This window comes from Streptomyces sp. SAT1 (assembly GCF_001654495.1).
GTDB classification, from domain to species: domain Bacteria; phylum Actinomycetota; class Actinomycetes; order Streptomycetales; family Streptomycetaceae; genus Streptomyces; species Streptomyces andamanensis.
This window is the reverse complement of sequence record NZ_CP015849.1, coordinates 2,295,182-2,313,233: the sequence shown is the minus strand read 5'-3', so window position 1 is coordinate 2,313,233 and position 18,052 is coordinate 2,295,182. Positions and strand designations below refer to the sequence as shown.

Sequence of the window (18,052 nt, the reverse complement as noted above, 5' to 3'; positions counted from 1 at the left end):
TGCCGAAGATGAGCATCCCCAGCACCGCTGCCCAGTTGGCCACCCTCGCCGAGGCCGAGGGTGGCCACCACGACAGCCTCAACCCCGCGGTGACGGGCGGGGCCGCCTTCATCATCCTGCTGCTCCTGCTGTGGGTCACCACCCGCTTCAACCGCGACCGCTGAGCCCGGCGGGAGCACTCGGGCCGGGCCGGTAGGGTCTGCACGCATGGGAGAGCAGGACACGCCTACCGGTCCGGTGAGCGACACGGTGAAGCACCTCGGGTACGGCCCCGGCAGCGGCCCCTCGTTCACGGGCAAGCGGCGCCTCGGCGTCATGGGCGGCACGTTCGACCCGATCCACCACGGGCACCTCGTGGCGGCCAGCGAGGTCGCCGCGCAGTTCGAGCTGGACGAGGTGGTGTTCGTCCCCACCGGGCAGCCCTGGCAGAAGTCCCACCGCAAGGTCTCCGCGGCCGAGGACCGCTATCTGATGACGGTCATCGCGACCGCCGAGAACCCGCAGTTCTCCGTCAGCCGCATCGACATCGACCGCGGCGGCGCCACGTACACCGTGGACACCCTGCGCGATCTGCGCGCCCTCAACCCCGACACGGACCTGTTCTTCATCACGGGTGCCGACGCGCTCGGCCAGATCCTCACCTGGCGCGACTCGGAGGAGCTGTTCTCCCTGGCGCACTTCATCGGCGTCACCCGCCCCGGCCACAGCCTCACCGACCCCGGTCTGCCCGAGGGCGGTGTCTCCCTGGTCGAGGTCCCCGCGCTGGCCATCTCCTCCACGGACTGCCGGGCGAGAGTCGCCAAGGGCGACCCCATCTGGTACATGGTGCCGGACGGAGTCGTGCGCTACATCGCCAAGCGCGAGCTGTACCGCGGCGAGTGAGCCGAGAGGGGCACCGGTGAACGACCGATACGACGCTGGGTACGAGAGCGAGGGCTACGAGCTCGTCGGCTACGACGAGTACGGCCGTCCCATGTACCGGCAGGTCCCCGTCCAGCAGACTCCCCAGCAGACGTACGACGCCTACGGCAGACAGGGACAGGGGCAGGGCTACGGCTACGACCCGTACGCGGCGGACGGCGGGCGGTCCGCGGCCCCGCCCGCCTACGGCGGCGCCCAGGACACCGGCGCCCAGCAGCCCGTCCCGGCCCCCGGCGACCCGTACCAGGCGTATCACCAGCAGTCGTACGAGCCGTACGAGCCGTACCCGCACCAGACCGGGCAGCAGCCCTACGACGCGCACCAGGGCGGCGGCTACGGTTCCGGCGTCCAGGCGGACCCGTACGCGCCCTACGACCCGAGCGGCGGTGGCCACGACCCGTACGGCCGGGCCCCGGGCACCGGGCAGCAGCCCCGGACCGCCGCGCAGCCGCCCCGCGTCCCGCACCAGGCGGGCCCCCCGGCGGACGGCCCGGCGCAGGACGGCCCGGACGCCGCGGGCGGCGCCGGGCACACGGGCGGCCCGGACCGCACCGGCGGCCCGGGGGACGACGACGCGCCGGACTACCGCACCGAGCAGTTCGCGTTCGTCGAGGAGCCCAGCGACGACTCCGAGGACGTCATCGACTGGCTCAAGTTCACCGAGAACCGCACCGAGCGCCGCGAGGAGGCCCGCCGCCGCGCCAGGAGCCGCCTCGTCGCGCTGGCCGTGGTGCTGGCACTGGTCGCGGCCGGCGGCGTCGGCTACCTCTGGTACGCCGGGAAGCTCCCCGGTCTCTCGTCGTCCGGCGGCGGGACCGGCACCTCCGCCGCGGCGGGCGCCCAGAAGCGCGACGTGATCGTCGTCCACCTGCACGACACCGCGGGGGGCGGCACCACCACCGCGCTGCTCGTCGACAACACCACCACCAAGCAGGGCACCACCGTCCTGCTGCCCAACACCCTCGCCCTGGCCTCCGACGACGGCAGCGCCACCACCCTGGCCAAGTCGGTCAAGGACGACGGCTCGGCGGGGACCCGCGACCAGCTCGACACCGTGCTCGGCACCAGCATCCAGGGCACCTGGCGCCTGGACACGCCCTACCTCCAGAACCTCGTCGACCTGGTCGGCGGCATCGAGGCCGACATCGATGCCGACGTGCCCGACCGGGACGCGAAGAAGAAGGGCACCACGCTGCTCGTCCACAAGGGCACGGGCCAGACCCTCAGCGGCCGGATGGCCGTCGCCTACGCCACCTACCTCGGACCGGGGGAGGACCAGAACGCCCAGCTCAAGCGGTTCGGGCAGGTGATGCAGGGCGTGCTGCGCAAGATCTCCTCCGATCCGCAGGCGGCCACCGTCACCGTGCAGACGCTGGCGCAGATCCTCGATCCCTCGCTCACCGACCAGGACCTCGGCACCTTCCTGGCCAAGCTCTCCGAGCTGGCCAAGGGCGGGGACTGCAGGACCGCGCTGCTGCCCGTGCAGAGCGACGGCAGACTGACCGCGCGGACCAGCGACAGCGTGGTCAAGGACATCCTGGGCGGCACCGCGAAGAGCCCCGGCCAGGGCTCGGCGGTACGGGTCTCGGTGCAGAACGCCTCCGGCACCAAGGGCGACACCGACAAGGCGCGCGTCACCCTCCTCAACGGCGGCTTCACCTTCCTGGACGGGGGCACGGCGTCCGCGGTCCGCCCGGCGTCGGAGGTCGCCTACGCCGACGACGCCCACAAGGACGACGCCACCGAGGCCGCCAAGACGCTGGGCCTGCCCGCGAGCGCCGTGAAGAAGGGGTCGGTCGGCGCGAACGCCGACGTCTCGGTCGTCCTCGGCCAGGACTACAAGCCCGGCTCCGCCCGGTGATCCCGTAATGACGCAGGGGCTGTCGGCGGTCCGTGAGACCCTTGGTGTCAAGTGACCGCCGACGGAAAGCCCTGTAGTGACCGCGACCGACCGTTCCATCGAGCTCATCACCACCGCCGCCCAGGCGGCCGCCGACAAGCTCGCGCACGACATCATCGCCTACGACGTCAGTGACGTCCTGTCGATCACCGACGCCTTCCTGCTGGCGTCCGCGCCCAACGACCGCCAGGTCAAGTCGATCGTCGACGAGATCGAGGAGCGGCTCCAGAAGGAACTGGGCGCCAAGCCGGTCCGCCGTGAGGGCGACCGCGAGGCCCGCTGGATCCTGCTCGACTACGTCGACATCGTCGTCCATGTCCAGCACAGCGAGGAGCGCGTCTTCTACGCCCTGGAGCGGCTGTGGAAGGACTGCCCCGAGCTGGAGCTGCCCGAGGAGGCGAAGGCGACCCGCGGCAAGGCGGCGGAGCACGCCAGGCTCCAGGCCGCCGAGGAGCCGGCGCAGCCGGACGGTGAGTGGCGGTGAGCGGCGCCGCTGAGGCGGCCGTCCGGCCGCCCGGCCGGGGCCGCCGCGTCATCCTCTGGCGGCACGGCCAGACCTCGTGGAACGTGGAGCGCCGCTTCCAGGGCTCCACGGACGTCGAGCTGACCGAGGCCGGCGTCGGCCAGGCCCGCCGGGCCGCCCGTCTGCTGGCCTCCCTCGGCCCGGACGCGATCGTCTCCTCCGACCTGAAGCGGGCCGCGCGCACCGCCGACGAGCTGGCCGCCCTCACCGGTCTTGAGGTCGCCCGCGACGAGGGTCTGCGCGAGACCTACGCGGGCGTGTGGCAGGGGCTCACGCACGAGGAGATCATCGCCCGGTACGGCGAGGAGTACGCCGCGTGGAAGCGCGGCGAGCCGGTGCGCCGGGGCGGGGGCGAACTGGAGAGCGAGGTCGCCGACCGCGCCGCCCCCGTGGTGCTGCGGCACGCGGACAAGCTGCCCGAGGACGGCACGCTGGTGGTGGTCAGCCACGGCGGCACCATCCGTACGACCATCGGGCGTCTGCTCGGCCTGGAGGCCCGTCACTGGGAGAGCCTGGGCGGGCTGTCCAACTGCTGCTGGTCGGTGCTGGGCGAGGGCGCCCGCGGCTGGCGCCTGCTGGAGCACAACGCCGGCACGCTCCCGGAACCGGTCCTCGGCGACGACACCTGAGCCCGCCCCGGGGCGGCCGTCCCCCGCGGGGACCCGGATTTCACTTTCCGGCAGGTCGCAGGCTAAAGTTCTTCTTGTTCGCCCCGCAGCGCGGGGAGCGAACGAGGGGCTATAGCTCAGTTGGTAGAGCGCCTGCATGGCATGCAGGAGGTCAGGAGTTCAATTCTCCTTAGCTCCACTGATCGGTCCTCCGCGAGGAGAGCCAGAGATCGGTGAAGAGAATCCCGTCCCGCAAGGGGCGGGATTCTCTGCTTTGCGCCCCCTCCTGCCCCGGATCGGCCGGGGTCCGGGGACGTACACCTCTGCTACCTCTGCGAAGAGGCCCGGTGGCCGTGGCAGAATCAAACGGCCGGAAGGGGGCGCGGCCCGACTGGGAGGGAGTGGCGATGCCTGCGAGCATCCTCGAGGAGGGCGGACACCTCCTCGGTGCGGCGTCGATACGCGCCACCGCCACCGCCACCCGCCTGGTCTGCCCCTCCTGCGGTTCCCTCCATGTCGCCCAGGTCCTCGGCGACAACGGCGGGGTCTCGTACGTGTGCACGGCCTGCGGCCACAGCTGGAGCTGATCGATGGGTGCCCACAGGCGTAAGTGCGACTGGTGCGGCAGCGGTACGCCGATCGTCCGTGACATGGAGCCGATCAACCCCGACTACCAGTACTGGTGCGAGGAGTGCGCGCGGGCGCTGATCATAAAAGGCGACCCGATCGAGACGTACCGCGAGCTGGAGGGCGAACCGATCTACGGGCGGCTCCTGGAGGAGCACTGCACGCTGAAGCGGTTCTACTCGTTCGTCACGGCATGATGATCCGACCGGTCGACCGGTCGACCGACCGACCGATCCGACTGGTCAAATCGGTCGCTATCGGTCATCTCGGGCGAAGCGGAAACGGATTTGGTGAAGCACCCCCTGGACCGTGTAATGTTGGCGTCGCCGCCAGGGAAACCGGGCGGAAGCAGGGCAAGGGGCTATAGCTCAGTTGGTAGAGCGCCTGCATGGCATGCAGGAGGTCAGGAGTTCAATTCTCCTTAGCTCCACAGGAATCGAAGGCGGGTCGTCCGGACGGGCGGTCCGCCTTCGGCATATCCCTGCGGGTGCTCCTGCCGGCGCCCCTGTTGGTGCTCCCTGCGGGTGGCTCCGGCCCCCGCCACCGTGTCCCCCCGGCGGCCCTCGCCCGGTCGTCCACAAGCCTGTCGCGGGCCGCTCGACGGCTGCGGTACCCTGACGCCATGCGTGCCGTACGCCTTCTGCTTAGCGAGCCGCGCTGATCACTCCCGACCGCCGGGCCAATCGGTGGGTCGGCATCGGCGCGGCGTCCCCTCCTGTGCGAGGGGATTTTTCATTTCCGGAAAGTCGCAGCCGCGGGCAGAGACGATCGATGGAGCTTTGAGGATCATGAGCGAGACGAACCCCGCAGCCACCGCCGGCCCGGCGGAGACTGCGCCGCACCGCTACACGGCCGCCGTGGCGGCCGACATCGAGGCACGCTGGCAGGACTTCTGGGACGCCGAGGGCACCTACGCCGCGCCGAACCCCACCGGCGACCTGGCCGGGGACCCGGAGCTGGCCGCCCGCCCCAAGAAGTTCATCATGGACATGTTCCCGTACCCCTCCGGTGCGGGCCTGCACGTCGGCCACCCCCTGGGGTACATCGCCACCGACGTCTACGCCCGGTTCCAGCGGATGAGCGGCCACAACGTGCTGCACACCCTGGGCTTCGACGCCTTCGGCCTGCCCGCCGAGCAGTACGCCGTGCAGACCGGCACGCACCCGCGCGTGTCCACCGAGGCCAACATGGAGAACATGAAGGCCCAGCTGCGCCGGCTGGGCCTGGGCCACGACAAGCGCCGGTCGTTCGCGACGATCGATCCGGAGTACTACAAGTGGACCCAGTGGATCTTCCTGCAGATCTTCAACTCCTGGTACGACGACGAGGCGCGGCAGGCCCGCCCGATCGCCGAGCTGGTCGCGCGCTTCGAGTCCGGTGAGCGCCCGGTACCCGGGCACACGCGCGCGTGGAGCGAGCTGACCGCCGCCGAGCGCGCCGACGTCCTGGGCGGCTTCCGCCTGGCCTACGCCTCCGACGCGCCCGTCAACTGGTGCCCCGGCCTGGGCACCGTGCTGGCCAACGAGGAGGTCACCGCCGACGGCCGCTCCGAGCGCGGCAACTTCCCCGTCTTCAAGGCCAAGCTGCGCCAGTGGAACATGCGCATCACCGCCTACGCCGACCGGCTGCTGGACGACCTGGAGGAGCTGGACTGGCCCGAGGCCATCAAGCTCCAGCAGCGCAACTGGATCGGCCGCTCGGAGGGCGCCCGCGTCGACTTCCCGATCGACGGCGAGCGCATCACCGTCTTCACCACCCGCCCCGACACCCTGTTCGGCGCCACCTACATGGTGCTGGCCCCCGAGCACCCGCTGGTCGAGAAGTTCACCCCGGCCGCCTGGCCCGAGGGCACCCACGAGGTGTGGACCGGCGGCCACGCCACGCCCGCCGAGGCCGTCGCCGCCTACCGCGCGCAGGCCGCCGCCAAGTCCGACGTGGAGCGCCAGGCCGAGGCCAAGGACAAGACCGGCGTCTTCATCGGCGCGTACGCCACGAACCCGGTCAACGGCGAGCGGGTGCCGGTGTTCATCGCGGACTACGTCCTGATGGGCTACGGCACCGGCGCGATCATGGCCGTCCCGGCGGGCGACCAGCGCGACTTCGAGTTCGCGCGCGCCTTCGAGCTGCCGATCCACTGCGTGGTCGAGCCCACCGACGGCCGCGGCACCGACACCGCCACGTGGGAGGACGCCTTCGGCTCCCACGACGCGAGGGTCATCAACTCCGCCAACGACGAGATCTCCCTGGACGGCCTGGGCGTCGCCGAGGCCAAGGCGCGCATCACCGAGTGGCTGGAGCGCACCGGCACCGGCGAGGGCACCGTCAACTTCCGCCTGCGCGACTGGCTGTTCAGCCGCCAGCGCTACTGGGGCGAGCCCTTCCCGATCGTCTACGACGAGGACGGCATCGCGCACCCGCTGCCCGAGTCGATGCTGCCGCTGGAGCTGCCCGAGGTCGAGGACTACAGCCCGCGCACCTTCGACCCGGACGACGCCGACACCCAGCCCGAGACGCCGCTGTCGCGCAACGAGGACTGGGTCAACGTCACCCTGGACCTGGGCGACGGCCCGAAGAAGTACCGCCGCGAGACCAACACCATGCCCAACTGGGCCGGTTCCTGCTGGTACGAGTTCCGCTACCTGGACCCGCACAACGACGGCGCGCTGGTCGACCCGGAGATCGAGCGCTACTGGATGGGCCCGCGCGAGGGCATGCCGCACGGCGGCGTCGACCTGTACGTCGGCGGTGCCGAACACGCCGTGCTGCACCTGCTGTACGCGCGCTTCTGGTCCAAGGTCCTCTTCGACCTGGGGTACGTTTCCTCCGCCGAGCCGTTCCACAAGCTGTTCAACCAGGGCATGATCCAGGCGTTCGTCTACCGCGACAGCCGTGGCATCGCGGTGCCGGCCGCCGAGGTGGAGGAGCGCGACGGCGCGTACTACCACGCGGGCGAGAAGGTCTCCCGGCTGCTGGGCAAGATGGGCAAGTCCCTGAAGAACGCGGTCACCCCGGACGAGATCTGCGCCGAGTACGGCGCCGACACCCTGCGCCTGTACGAGATGGCGATGGGCCCGCTGGACGTCTCCCGGCCGTGGGACACGCGCGCGGTGGTGGGCCAGTTCCGGCTGCTCCAGCGGCTGTGGCGCAACATCGTCGACGAGACCACCGGCGAGGTCACCGTCTCCGGCGCCGAGCCCGACGAGGAGACGCTGCGGGCCCTGCACAAGGCGATCGACGGTGTGCGCCAGGACCTGGAGCACCTGCGCTTCAACACCGCCATCGCCAAGATCACCGAGCTGAACAACCATCTGACGAAGACGGGCGGTCCGCTCTCCCGCGCGGTGGCCGAACCGCTGGTGCTGATGGTGGCGCCGCTGGCCCCGCACATCGCCGAGGAGCTGTGGCACCGGCTGGGCCACACCGGCTCGGTCGTCCACCGCGACTTCCCCGTCGCCGACCCGGCCTACGTCGTGGACGAGACCGTGACCTGCGTCGTCCAGATCAAGGGCAAGGTCAAGGCCCGCCTGGAGGTGCCGCCGGCGATCTCAGAGGCGGAGCTGGAGAAGGTGGCGCTCGCCGACGAGAAGGTCGTGGCGGCGCTGGCCGGCGCGGGCATCCGCAAGGTGATCGTCCGCGCGCCGAAGCTGGTGAACATCGTGACCGCGTGATCCGCGGCGCGGCCTCGGGGTAGTCCCCTACGGGCAGGTTCGGGGTTTTCATGGAACCCCGGACCTGCCCGCTGCGTTTACCGTGGAGGGGCGGCGCTCAGCGTGCCGCCGAGCCGAGGAGGAGCATCGTGGAAGCAGTCATCGCGGTCTTCGCCGTGCTCTTCCTGCTCTGCCTGGGCGTGGGCGCCTACGCCACGGTCAAGGCGGTCGGCGCCGCCAAGCGCGGCGTGGACCGCACGATCCACCAGGCACGCCGCGCGGTGGAGGACCAGACCCTGCGCGCCAAGTCCTTCGCCCAGCCGGGCCCGGCCGGCGAGCTGGCCCAGCTCCGGCTCGCCCTGCGCACCTCCATGCGCGCCACCCAGGACGCCCTGTACGCGGGCGCCACCGAGGACGAGTCCCTCAAGGAGTCCGTCGCCCTGTTCGAACGCCTCAGCGTCCACGGGCGCGAACTGGACCACGAACTCAAGCGGCTGGAGAGCGAGCCGAACCGGGCGACGCTCGCCGAGCGGCTGCCGTCCCTGGCCGAGCGGACCCGGCGCGTCACGGATTCGGCCGACGCCCTGCGCTGGGCCGCCCACGACCGCGCCCGCCGCTTCGCCGACGACGACCTGGACGTGCTGAGCGACCAGATCGGCGTGGAGGCCGACGCCCTGCGCCACTGGACCAGCACCGGCGGCGCCCACGGCAGCGGCGTCGGCGCCGCCGGTGCGGGGACCGCACGCCCGGACGAGGGCGCCTTCCGGCCGTCCCCCGCCGAGGAAGCCACCCGGCCGGCCCCGGACCGGGAGCGGGACCGGGGCCCGGACCGCGGAGGGGACCGTCCCGCCCTCACGGAACCGGTGCGCCGCCCCACCTACTCCTGGCAGAAGAAGCCCCGCCCCGAGAGCACCACCTGAGCCGCCGAGCCCGCCGAATCCCGCTGCGCCCCGCCCGCCGCACCTGTTCCGGCCACCCGCGCACCCGGTCAGAGGGGCTGGACTGCCACCCGGACGCTACGGCAGGTAACCTCCAGCTCATGTCCCGCCATGTCGCGATCGTCACCGATTCAACGGCCTACCTGCCGCAGCGGACGATGGAGCGTCACGGCATCACCGCGGTCCCGCTGACCGTGGTCCTCGGCGACCGGGCCCTGGAGGAGGGCACCGAGATCTCGACCCGCTCCCTCGCCCAGGCCCTCCAGAAGCGGCGCTCCGTCACCACCTCGCGCCCCAGCCCCGAGCGCTTCGCCGAGACCTACCGCCGGCTCGCCGAGTCCGGCGCGACCGGCATCGTCTCCCTGCACCTGTCGGCGGAGCTGTCGGGCACCCATGACGCCGCCGTGCTCGCGGCCCGCGAGGCGCCGGTACCGGTCCGCGTCGTGGACACCGGGATGGTCGCGATGGCCCTCGGTTTCTGCGCCGTGGCCGCCGCCGAGACCGCGGAGGCCGGCGGCACGGTGGACGAGGCGGTCGCGGCCGCCGAGAAGCGCGCCGCGGGCACCTCCGCGCACTTCTACGTCGACACGCTCGACTATCTGCGCCGGGGCGGACGCATCGGCACCGCACAGGCCCTGCTCGGCTCCGCGCTCGCCGTGAAACCCCTGCTGCAACTCCAGGACGGCCGGATCGAGCTGCTGGAGAAGGTACGGACCGCCTCCCGGGCCATCGCCCGCCTGGAGGAGATCGCGGCCGAGCGCGCGAACGGCGAGGGCATCGACATCGCCGTCCACCATCTCGCCGCCCCCGACCGGGCCGCGGCGCTCGCCGACCGGCTGCGGGCCCGGGTGCCGGGCCTCGCCGACCTGCATGTGAGCGAGGTCGGCGCGGTGATCGGCGCGCACACCGGGCCGGGGCTGCTGGGGGTCGTGGTCTCCCCGCGCTGACCCGTGTGGGGGACGCGGTTGTCCACAACCGGCGGGTAGTCCCCGGAAATCGAGCAAGATCACCGCGAAGTGACGGGCTGTCCGATGCTGACGCCATGGCACTTCGACCGCATCCACGCCCCGCGACGGCGACCAGCGGCCCGGGTCGCGCCCCCGGCTCGGACAGCCGCACCCATGGCCGCCGCCACCGCCCCGTTCCCACCCGTTCCGGCCCCCGCCGCCATCAGGCCCCGGCCGAGGACCTGCGCCGCCGCGCCGAGGCCCTGTTCGCCGCTTCCCCCGCCCACGCGGAGCAGGCGGGGGAAGCGGAGGAATCGGGGAGCGGGCCTCCGGGCGGCGACGATCCCGGGGCTGTGCGCGACAGCGCCTCCCGGTCCACGTACTGGGTGCCGCCGGGCGCGCCACGGGCCAGGCCGGTCCCGCCCACGGCGCCCTCGGTCCCGCCCCCGGCGTCCCCGGCTCAGCCGACCGCATCCGTGATGTCTTCGGCGGTGCCTGCGGACACCGCCCCCGGTACGGCTGGTACGGCTGGTACGGCTGCCGCGACCGGCGCCGCGGAGGAGGCGGCACGGACCCGGCGGAGCCCGGCAACCCTCGCCCTCGCCCTGCGCGAGCGACTGCCGCTGTGGCTCCAGGCGCGGTGCGGGGTCGAGCGCAGGCATGCGATCGCGCTGACGGTGGTGCTCGTCGCCGCCGCTGTCCTCGCCGCGCAGCACTTCTGGACCGGCCGCACCCGGTCCGTCGCGGCACCCGAGGTGGTCCGGGCGGCAGCGTCCCGGCCGGGCCGCGCCGCCGACGACGACCGGAGCGCCGCGCCGGACTTCCCGGTGGCGTCGGACGCCTCGGCCGCCGCGGCGCCGGAAGCCGCTGCCCCGGCCGGGGCCCGCCAGATCATGGTGGACGTGAGCGGCAAGGTCCGGCACCCCGGCGTCCACCGCCTCCCGGCCGGCTCACGGGTCACCGACGCGCTCCGGGCGGCCGGCGGCGCACGGCCCGGGACCGACCTCGACGGACTCAACCAGGCGAGGTTCCTCGTGGACGGCGAGCAACTGGTCGTCGGCGGACCGCCACCGGCCACCGGACCGGGGACGGCCGCGGGCGCGGGCGCGGGGACCGCCCCGGGCGCCGCCGGGGCACCGGCGGGTCCGGTCTCCCTCAACACCGCCACCGCCGACCAGTTGGAGACACTGCCCGGTGTCGGCCCGGTACTGGCCCAGCACATCGTCGACTACCGCAGCCGGCACGGCGGCTTCCGCTCGGTGCAGGAACTGCGCCAGGTCACCGGCATCGGTGACCGCCGCTTCGCCGACCTGCGCGGCCTGGTGACGGAATGAACCCGCCCGCGACCTCCCGGCCCCCCGAAACCCGGCCCCCCGAAACCCGGCCCCCCGGAACCCGCGCCCCCGGTATCCGGCCCGCCGCCACCCGCGTCCCCGGCCCGCCACCGGGCCCGACGGCGGCCCCGGGGACCTCGCGCACCGACACCGCCCCCCGCCCCCGCTCCCCGGTGCACCTCGCCTCCGGCCATCGGCTCGGTGCCTCCCACCCTCGGCAGGAGGGCCCGCCCGACCTGCGGCTGGTGCCTCCCGCCCTCGCCGCCTGGGCGACCGCGGCCCTGGCCCTGGACGCCTCCGTGCGCCAGGTGACGGCAGCCGTCGTGGCCTGCCTCGGCGCGGGAGCCCTGCTCCTCCTGCGCCGACCCCACCGGGACCGCCGCCCGACCCCCTGGCTGCGCACCGCCACCGCGCTCGCGCTGCTCGCCGCCGCGGCGGCCGCCGCCTCCGCGGGACTGCACGGCGCGGACGTGCGGAGCGGACCGGTCCCCGGCCTGGCGCGGCAGTACGCGACGGTGACCGCCGAGGTGGAGCTGACCTCCGATCCCCGGCTCACCCGGCCCCGGGTCAGCGGCGACCACATGGCACCGGTCTCCGTGCTGGCCGAGGCGGAGGTACGGCGGATCCAGCGACCGGGCGGAGCTGCGGCGACGACCCGCGCGCCGGTGCTGATCCTCGTGAGCACCCGCGCTCCGGGCGCCGAGCACAAGGCGACCACCGGACCGCGCACGGACGGATCCGAGGCCCGGAACACATCCCCCTGGCTGGGACTGCTGCCGTCGACCCGGCTGCGGGTGACCGGGCGGCTGGCGCCCCCGCTGACGGGCGGCGACCGGATCGCGGCGGTGCTGCGGGTCCAGGAGGCCGGGGCGGGCGGGGCGGCCCCCGAGGTGACCGCGGGCCCCTCCGCGCCGCAGCGCCTGGCGGGCCGGCTGCGGGCCGGTCTGCGCGCGGCGACCGACGGCCTGCCGGGCGACGCGCGCGCCCTGTTGCCGGGACTGGTCGTCGGGGACACCTCGCGGATCGCACCCGAGCTGGACCAGGCGTTCAAGGACACGGACCTCGCCCATGTGCTGGCCGTCTCCGGGAGCAATCTCACGATCCTGCTCGCCCTGCTCATCGGCCCGCCCGGCCTCGCCCCGCACGCCGAACGCCGGGGCCTGGCACCGAGGCTCGGCCTGCCGCTGCGGGCCACCGCGCTGGCGGGCTCGGTGCTCACCCTGGGGTTCGTCGTGGTGTGCCGGCCCGACCCGAGTGTGCTGCGCGCCGCGGCCTGCGGATCGGTGGTGCTGCTCGCCCTCGCCACGGGACGGCGCCGGTCGCTGCTCCCGGCCCTGGCGGCGGCCGTCCTGCTGCTGGTGCTCTACGACCCGTGGCTGGCCCGCAGTTACGGCTTCCTGCTGTCGGTGCTGGCCACCGGAGCGCTGCTCACCCTGGCTCCCCGGTGGAGCGCGGCGCTGCGGCGGCGCGGGGTGCCCGCTCGCCCGGCGGAGGCGCTGGCGGCGGCGGCCGCCGCCCAGGCGCTCTGCGCCCCGGTGGTCGCCGTGCTGTCGGCCCGGGTGAGCCTGGTGGCGGTGCCGTGCAACCTGCTGGCGGAGATCGCGGTGGCGCCCGCGACGGTGCTGGGCTTCGCGGCCCTGGCGTGCGCACCGGTCGCGATGCCGGTGGCCGAGGCGCTCGCCCGGTGCGCGCGCTGGCCCGCCGCCTGGATCGCGTGGGTGGCCAGGACCGGCGCCGCGCTGCCCGGCGGGGGAGTGGACTGGCCGGGGGACTGGACCGGGGCGCTGCTGCTGGCGGTGGTCACGGCCGTACTCGTCCTGCTGGGCCGGCGGCTGCTGCACCGGCCCTGGCTGTGCGCCGCCTGCGGGCTGCTGCTCCTGGTCGCGGTGGTGCAGCCGCCGCCGCTGGCCCGGGTGCTCACCGGCTGGCCGCCGCCGGGGTGGCGGTTCGCGATGTGCGATGTGGGGCAGGGCGACGCGACGGTGCTGGCGGCGGGCCCCGGCGCCGGTGTGGTGGTGGACGCCGGCCCCGACTCCCGCCGGGTGGACCGCTGTCTGCGCGCGCTCGGCGTCACCCGGGTCCCGCTGCTCGTGCTGACCCACTTCCACGCCGACCATGTGACGGGTCTGCCCGGTGTGCTGCGGGGGCGCCGGGTGGGCGAGATCGAGACCACGGCCTACGAAGAGCCTCCCGAACAGGCGGCGTTCGTCCGGCGGGAGGCGGCGCGGCGGGGCATCCCCCTCACCCGTGCCGTCGCGGGAGAGGAGCGGCGCACCGGCGCTCTCGCCTGGCGGGTGCTGTGGCCGCCCGCCCGCCCGGCCGTCGCCCCGGACGGCCCCAACGACGCCAGCGTCACCCTGCTCGTCCGCTCCGGCTCCCTGAGCCTCCTGCTCCTCGGCGACCTGGAGCCTCCCGCCCAGCAGCAGTTGGCCCACTCGCCCGACGCGGCCCGGCTGGCCCGCGTCGACATCCTCAAGGTCGCCCACCACGGCTCGGCGTACCAGGACCCCGAGCTGACGCGCCTCGTCTCCCCGAGAGCGGCCCTCATCTCCGTCGGCGCGGGCAACACCTACGGCCACCCGTCCCCGCGTACGGTCGCCGCCCTGCGCGCCCAGGGCGCCGCGGTCCTGCGCACCGACCGCGACGGCGCGCTCGCGGTCACGGGCGAGGGAGCGGGGGTGCGCGTGGTGCGGGACTGACGGGGCGTGGGGTGACGCACGGCACCCGCCGACGCGCCCCCGGGCGCGGGGCGAAACCGTTCCCTGAACGGGTAATTCAGGTCACACCCGGCTACTCGTGCGAGAGGCGTCACATGCGTTGGTTTCCCATGATGTGTCACCGTGTTGCCTCGAATGCCTCATCGGTGATCGAATGATTCTTCGGAAACAGGTGTTGTCACATCGTGCAGAGGGTGTCGTAGATGATCGGCCGCTTGCTGGGAAGCCGTACGAAGCGAGTGCGACGGACGAGTCCCCTGGCGGCGGTGCGGACCCCACCGGACGCCGGGGTGCTCAGCTGCCGGGTGCTCGATCCGGTCAGCCAGCCGGTGCCGCAGGCGGAGTTCGCGGTGATGGACAGCGCGGGGCGCAAGGTGGTCGGCGGTGGGACGGACCCGTTCGGCTCGTTCGTGGCGGCGGTGCCCGCGGGGGAGTACCGGCTCGCCGTGTCCGCCGAGGGGTACGCGCCCTACCGGGCCGCCGCGACCGTCACGGAGAGCTCGCTCACCTCTCTCGGCGATGTGACGTTGCAGGTCGCGCAGCCGCCCGAGCTGCCCGCGCCGGGCGACTGGGACATCGAGCCCACGCACTCCTCGATCGGCTTCACCGCCCGGCACATCGGACTGGCCCGGATCCACGGCCGGTTCAACTCCTTCGCCGGGGTGCTGCGGGTCGCCGAGGACATCGAGCAGTCGGCGATGCACGTGGTGATCGACGCGGCGTCCATCGACACCAACGTCAGGATGCGCGACGACCACCTGCGTTCGCCGGACTTCCTGGACGTGGCGCGGTTCCCGACGCTGGAGTTCTACGGCGACCGGTTCGCGCACCGCGGCGGCAACCGGTGGGCGATCACCGGCGCGCTCTCCCTGCACGGTGTGACCCGCACGGTCACCCTGGACACGGACTATCTGGGCCTCGGCCACGGCATGGAGGGCGAGGTCCGGGCGGCCTGCCGCGCCACCGCCGAGCTGCACCGCGACGACTTCACCGTCAGCTGGCAGACGATGCTGGCGCGCGGCATCGCCGTGGTCGGCCCCACCATCAAGGTCGAACTCGACATACAGATCGTGCCCAAGGGCTGAGACCGGTCGGCTCGCCGGTGCCGGGGGGCGGCGGCGGTGACGGCCGGGGGCGGGTCCGGGGCCGGTGCCCGGCGGCGGTGCTGCTCCACCGCGTCCAGCGCATCCAGCGCGTCTGCCCCGTCCGCCGCATCCGCTGCGTTCGCAGCGTTCTCCATGTCCGACAATGGCGTGCGTGAGTGACGTGAGACATGTCCTGGTGCTGCCCGACCGCGATGCGGCCCAGGAGGCGGCCGAGGAACTGGCGGAGCGGTTCGGCATCAGCGAGGACCCGCAGCTCGTACGGGACGCGCTGGCCGGTGAGGACGACGCCGAGGACGCCCAGTGGCTCGTCGTCCTGCGCGACGAGGAGGAGCGCCTGGACGCGGCGGAGCTGGACGCGTTCGCGGGCGAGTGGGACGGCTGGCGCGAGGAGCCGTAGCGGCCGGAGCGCGCACGGAGCGTCCGGCCGCGGCGGGTGCGCGGCGCGGGCGTTGTCAGTGGCCCGTGGGATGCTTGTCGCGATGGCCAGGAAGACTGCGAATGACGACCCTCTCGCTCCGCTGACGCTCGCCGTGGGCCAGGAGGAGCTGCTGCTCGACCGCGCCGTGCGGGAGGTGGTGGCCGCCGCCCGCGCCGCCGACGCCGACACGGACGTACGGGACCTCACCCCCGACCAGTTGCAGCCCGGCACCCTCGCCGAGCTGACCAGTCCCTCGCTCTTCGCCGAGCGCAAGGTCGTGGTCGTACGCGCGGCGCAGGACCTGTCGGCCGACACCGTCAAGGACGTGAAGGCGTATCTGGCCTCGCCCGCCGAGGAGATCACGCTCGTGCTGCTGCACGCGGGCGGCGCCAAGGGCAAGGGACTGCTGGACGCGGCCCGCAAGGCGGGCGCGCGGGAGGTGGCCTGCCCCAAGATGACCAAGCCCGCCGACCGCCTCGCCTTCGTGCGCGGCGAGTTCCGCGGTCTGGGCCGCTCGGCGACGCCCGAGGCGTGCCAGGCGCTGGTCGACGCGATCGGCAGCGATCTGCGCGAGCTTGCGTCGGCGGTGTCCCAGCTGGTCGCCGACGTGGAGGGGACGATCGACGAGGCCGTCGTCGCCCGGTACTACACGGGCCGCGCGGAGGCCTCCAGCTTCACCGTCGCCGACCGGGCCGTGGAGGGCCGCGCGGCCGAGGCCCTGGAGGCGCTGCGCTGGTCGCTGGCGACCGGGGTGGCGCCCGTGCTGATCACCAGCGCGCTGGCGCAGGGCGTGCGCGCCATCGGCAAGCTGTCCTCCGCGCGCGGCGGACGCCCCGCCGATCTGGCGCGCGAGCTGGGCATGCCGCCGTGGAAGATCGACCGCGTACGCCAGCAGATGCGCGGCTGGACCCCGGACGGGGTCGCCGTGGCCCTGCGCGCCGTCGCCGAGGCGGACGCCGGGGTGAAGGGCGGCGGCGACGACCCCGAGTACGCGCTGGAGAAGGCCGTGGTGATTATCGCCCGCGCGGCCCGATCCCGGGGACGCGGCTAGGACCTGTCCGGCCGGTCGTGGCGAAGACGCGGGGTGCGGCACGTACATCCGCGCCCACAAGGCACTGTTGCCTCCCTTCACCATGATTGGCCGGACTCCACGTCGCAGGTGTCTTCCTGTGGTCCGCTGTCTTCCTGCGGTCCGCGCGCTGATCCGATCACGCCCGCGTCACGGACCGTCGTCCGCCGACCGGGTCAGGTAGGCGTGGTTGTCCTCGATGAGGCGGTCCAGCGCGGTCCTGGCGGCAGCGAGGCCGTCGATGGCCTCGGACAGCCGGGCCCGCTCGCGGCCCATGATTCTCAGTGCCTGCCGCGCCCTGTCCTCGGTCGGCTCGGACATGCAGGGCGCCATCTCGGCGATGGTGCTGCTGGGCACGCCTGCTGCCAGGAACGCCTGTATGAGGCGCACCCTCATCTTCATGATCAACCGCGTCGAGGGAATGCCGTACGAGCGTTTCGTCGAACACCACCGCAACCAGCACGCGCCGCTGTTCACCTCCATCCCGGAGGCGGAGCGCTACGTGCGCAAGTACACCGTGTCCCACCCGGTCCCCGCCGAGAACTACCCGCCCCGGGCCTACGACGGCCTGACGGAGATCTGGTTCGAGAACTGGGAGGATCACGACGCCTTCTTCGCCTCCGAGAACTACCGGACGCTGGTCAACCCCGACGAAGCACGCTTCATCGACATGGAATCGGTGGCCGTGATGGTCACCGAGGAGAAGAAGGTCATGTGATGGGCTGACTCGACAGACGGATACCGGCTCAGCTCCCACGGCCGGCCCCACGTGCACGTTGACACCCGGACCTACGGGGGCACACCGAAGGCCCCGGACGCGCTCCCTGGGGAAGGGAGGCGGCCGGGGCCTTCGGTCATGCTGGTGAGCCCATGCCCGCGTGGCGAACGCAGGCCGCGCACAGGCTCTGGGTGCCGTCCGGGGGCGGATGAGAGAGGGCCCGCCCGGGTCCGTCCGGCGTCAAGTCAGGGAGTTCAGCCCTTGAGGGTCGCGACCTTGGTGGCCAGCGCCGACTTCTTGTTGGCGGCCTGGTTCTTGTGGATGACGCCCTTCGAGACGGCCTTGTCGAGCTGACGCGCGGCAGCGCGCTGGTACTCGGTGGCCTTCTCGACGTCACCCGCGGCAGCGGCCTCGCGGGCCTTGCGGATCGCGGTCTTCAGGGAGGACTTGACGGCCTTGTTGCGCAGCCGAGCCTTCTCGTTGGTCTTGATCCGCTTGATCTGGGACTTGATGTTCGCCACGAATGAGCCTTCTCTTTCGAAAATTTTCCGGTGTGCCTCGCGCTGAGAGGGCATGAGA

At 73.2% G+C, this 18,052-nt stretch carries 18 protein-coding genes and 2 tRNA genes; 18 read left to right on the top strand and 2 right to left on the bottom strand.

From position 1 onward, the window contains the following. The first annotated feature begins 8 nt into the window (after positions 1-8). The 17 genes from A8713_RS33785 (at position 9) to holA (ending at position 16,737) form a co-directional block, all read left to right on the top strand. Positions 9-164 (top strand): hypothetical protein, encoded by a 156-nt coding sequence (locus A8713_RS33785; RefSeq protein ID WP_173860829.1) that lies wholly within the window; start codon positions 9-11, stop codon positions 162-164. A 43-nt stretch (positions 165-207) separates the two neighbouring features. Next, positions 208-882, top strand: coding sequence for a nicotinate-nucleotide adenylyltransferase (gene nadD, locus A8713_RS10110; protein WP_064533119.1), 675 nt, complete (start codon positions 208-210; stop codon positions 880-882). Positions 883-898: 16 nt separating this feature from the next. Continuing rightward, the gene (locus A8713_RS10105; protein WP_064533118.1) at positions 899-2,782 is read left to right on the top strand and encodes an LCP family protein; all 1,884 of its coding nucleotides are present in this window, start codon (positions 899-901) and stop codon (positions 2,780-2,782) included. 76 nt (positions 2,783-2,858) lie between these two features. Next, the gene (gene rsfS, locus A8713_RS10100; protein ID WP_064533117.1) at positions 2,859-3,305 is read left to right on the top strand and encodes a ribosome silencing factor; all 447 of its coding nucleotides are present in this window, start codon (positions 2,859-2,861) and stop codon (positions 3,303-3,305) included. Then, positions 3,296-3,973, top strand: a complete 678-nt coding sequence (locus tag A8713_RS10095; protein WP_064533116.1) for a histidine phosphatase family protein — start codon at positions 3,296-3,298, stop codon at positions 3,971-3,973. The genes rsfS and A8713_RS10095 overlap by 10 nt, the downstream gene beginning before the upstream one ends. A 105-nt stretch (positions 3,974-4,078) precedes the next feature. After that, positions 4,079-4,151: transfer RNA gene (locus tag A8713_RS10090), tRNA-Ala, on the top strand. A 208-nt stretch (positions 4,152-4,359) separates the two neighbouring features. Beyond that, on the top strand, positions 4,360-4,539 hold the full coding sequence (locus A8713_RS10085) for a hypothetical protein (RefSeq protein ID WP_018570787.1): 180 nt from the start codon (positions 4,360-4,362) through the stop codon (positions 4,537-4,539). Positions 4,540-4,542: 3 nt separating this feature from the next. Continuing rightward, a complete protein-coding gene (locus tag A8713_RS10080; protein WP_006136074.1) occupies positions 4,543-4,776 on the top strand; it encodes a hypothetical protein in 234 nt (77 codons plus the stop codon). Positions 4,777-4,936: 160 nt separating this feature from the next. Continuing rightward, positions 4,937-5,009, top strand: a tRNA-Ala gene (locus A8713_RS10075). Positions 5,010-5,367: 358 nt separating this feature from the next. Beyond that, a complete protein-coding gene (gene leuS / locus A8713_RS10070) occupies positions 5,368-8,247 on the top strand; it encodes a leucine--tRNA ligase (RefSeq protein WP_064533115.1) in 2,880 nt (959 codons plus the stop codon). Between the two features lie 128 nt (positions 8,248-8,375). Then, on the top strand, positions 8,376-9,146 hold the full coding sequence (locus A8713_RS10065) for a hypothetical protein (RefSeq protein WP_064533114.1): 771 nt from the start codon (positions 8,376-8,378) through the stop codon (positions 9,144-9,146). Positions 9,147-9,265: 119 nt separating this feature from the next. Beyond that, a complete protein-coding gene (locus tag A8713_RS10060) occupies positions 9,266-10,111 on the top strand; it encodes a DegV family protein (RefSeq protein WP_064533113.1) in 846 nt (281 codons plus the stop codon). 491 nt (positions 10,112-10,602) lie between these two features. Next, a complete protein-coding gene (locus A8713_RS10055; protein ID WP_079158897.1) occupies positions 10,603-11,445 on the top strand; it encodes a ComEA family DNA-binding protein in 843 nt (280 codons plus the stop codon). 173 nt (positions 11,446-11,618) lie between these two features. Then, entirely contained in the window at positions 11,619-14,144 is a 2,526-nt protein-coding gene (locus A8713_RS10050) for a ComEC/Rec2 family competence protein (protein WP_064533112.1), read from the top strand. A gap of 221 nt (positions 14,145-14,365) precedes the next feature. Next, positions 14,366-15,247, top strand: coding sequence for a YceI family protein (locus A8713_RS10045; protein WP_107440614.1), 882 nt, complete (start codon positions 14,366-14,368; stop codon positions 15,245-15,247). Positions 15,248-15,410: 163 nt separating this feature from the next. Then, positions 15,411-15,665, top strand: coding sequence for a hypothetical protein (locus tag A8713_RS10040; protein WP_064533110.1), 255 nt, complete (start codon positions 15,411-15,413; stop codon positions 15,663-15,665). Between the two features lie 82 nt (positions 15,666-15,747). Further along, on the top strand, positions 15,748-16,737 hold the full coding sequence (gene holA, locus A8713_RS10035; RefSeq protein ID WP_216826768.1) for a DNA polymerase III subunit delta: 990 nt from the start codon (positions 15,748-15,750) through the stop codon (positions 16,735-16,737). A 168-nt stretch (positions 16,738-16,905) separates the two neighbouring features. Here the strand turns inward: holA and A8713_RS10030 are convergent, their stop codons facing one another. After that, a complete protein-coding gene (locus A8713_RS10030; RefSeq protein ID WP_237305337.1) occupies positions 16,906-17,145 on the bottom strand; it encodes a hypothetical protein in 240 nt (79 codons plus the stop codon). Here A8713_RS10030 and A8713_RS10025 point away from each other — a divergent pair. After that, the gene (locus A8713_RS10025; RefSeq protein WP_107440613.1) at positions 17,135-17,473 is read left to right on the top strand and encodes an EthD domain-containing protein; all 339 of its coding nucleotides are present in this window, start codon (positions 17,135-17,137) and stop codon (positions 17,471-17,473) included. The genes A8713_RS10030 and A8713_RS10025 overlap by 11 nt on opposite strands. Positions 17,474-17,727: 254 nt before the next feature. Here the strand turns inward: A8713_RS10025 and rpsT are convergent, their stop codons facing one another. Next, positions 17,728-17,994 carry a 30S ribosomal protein S20 gene (rpsT, locus tag A8713_RS10020; RefSeq protein ID WP_018570778.1) on the bottom strand — a complete coding sequence of 89 codons (267 nt, stop codon included), beginning with the start codon at positions 17,992-17,994 and terminating at the stop codon, positions 17,728-17,730. Positions 17,995-18,052 lie beyond the last annotated feature (58 nt).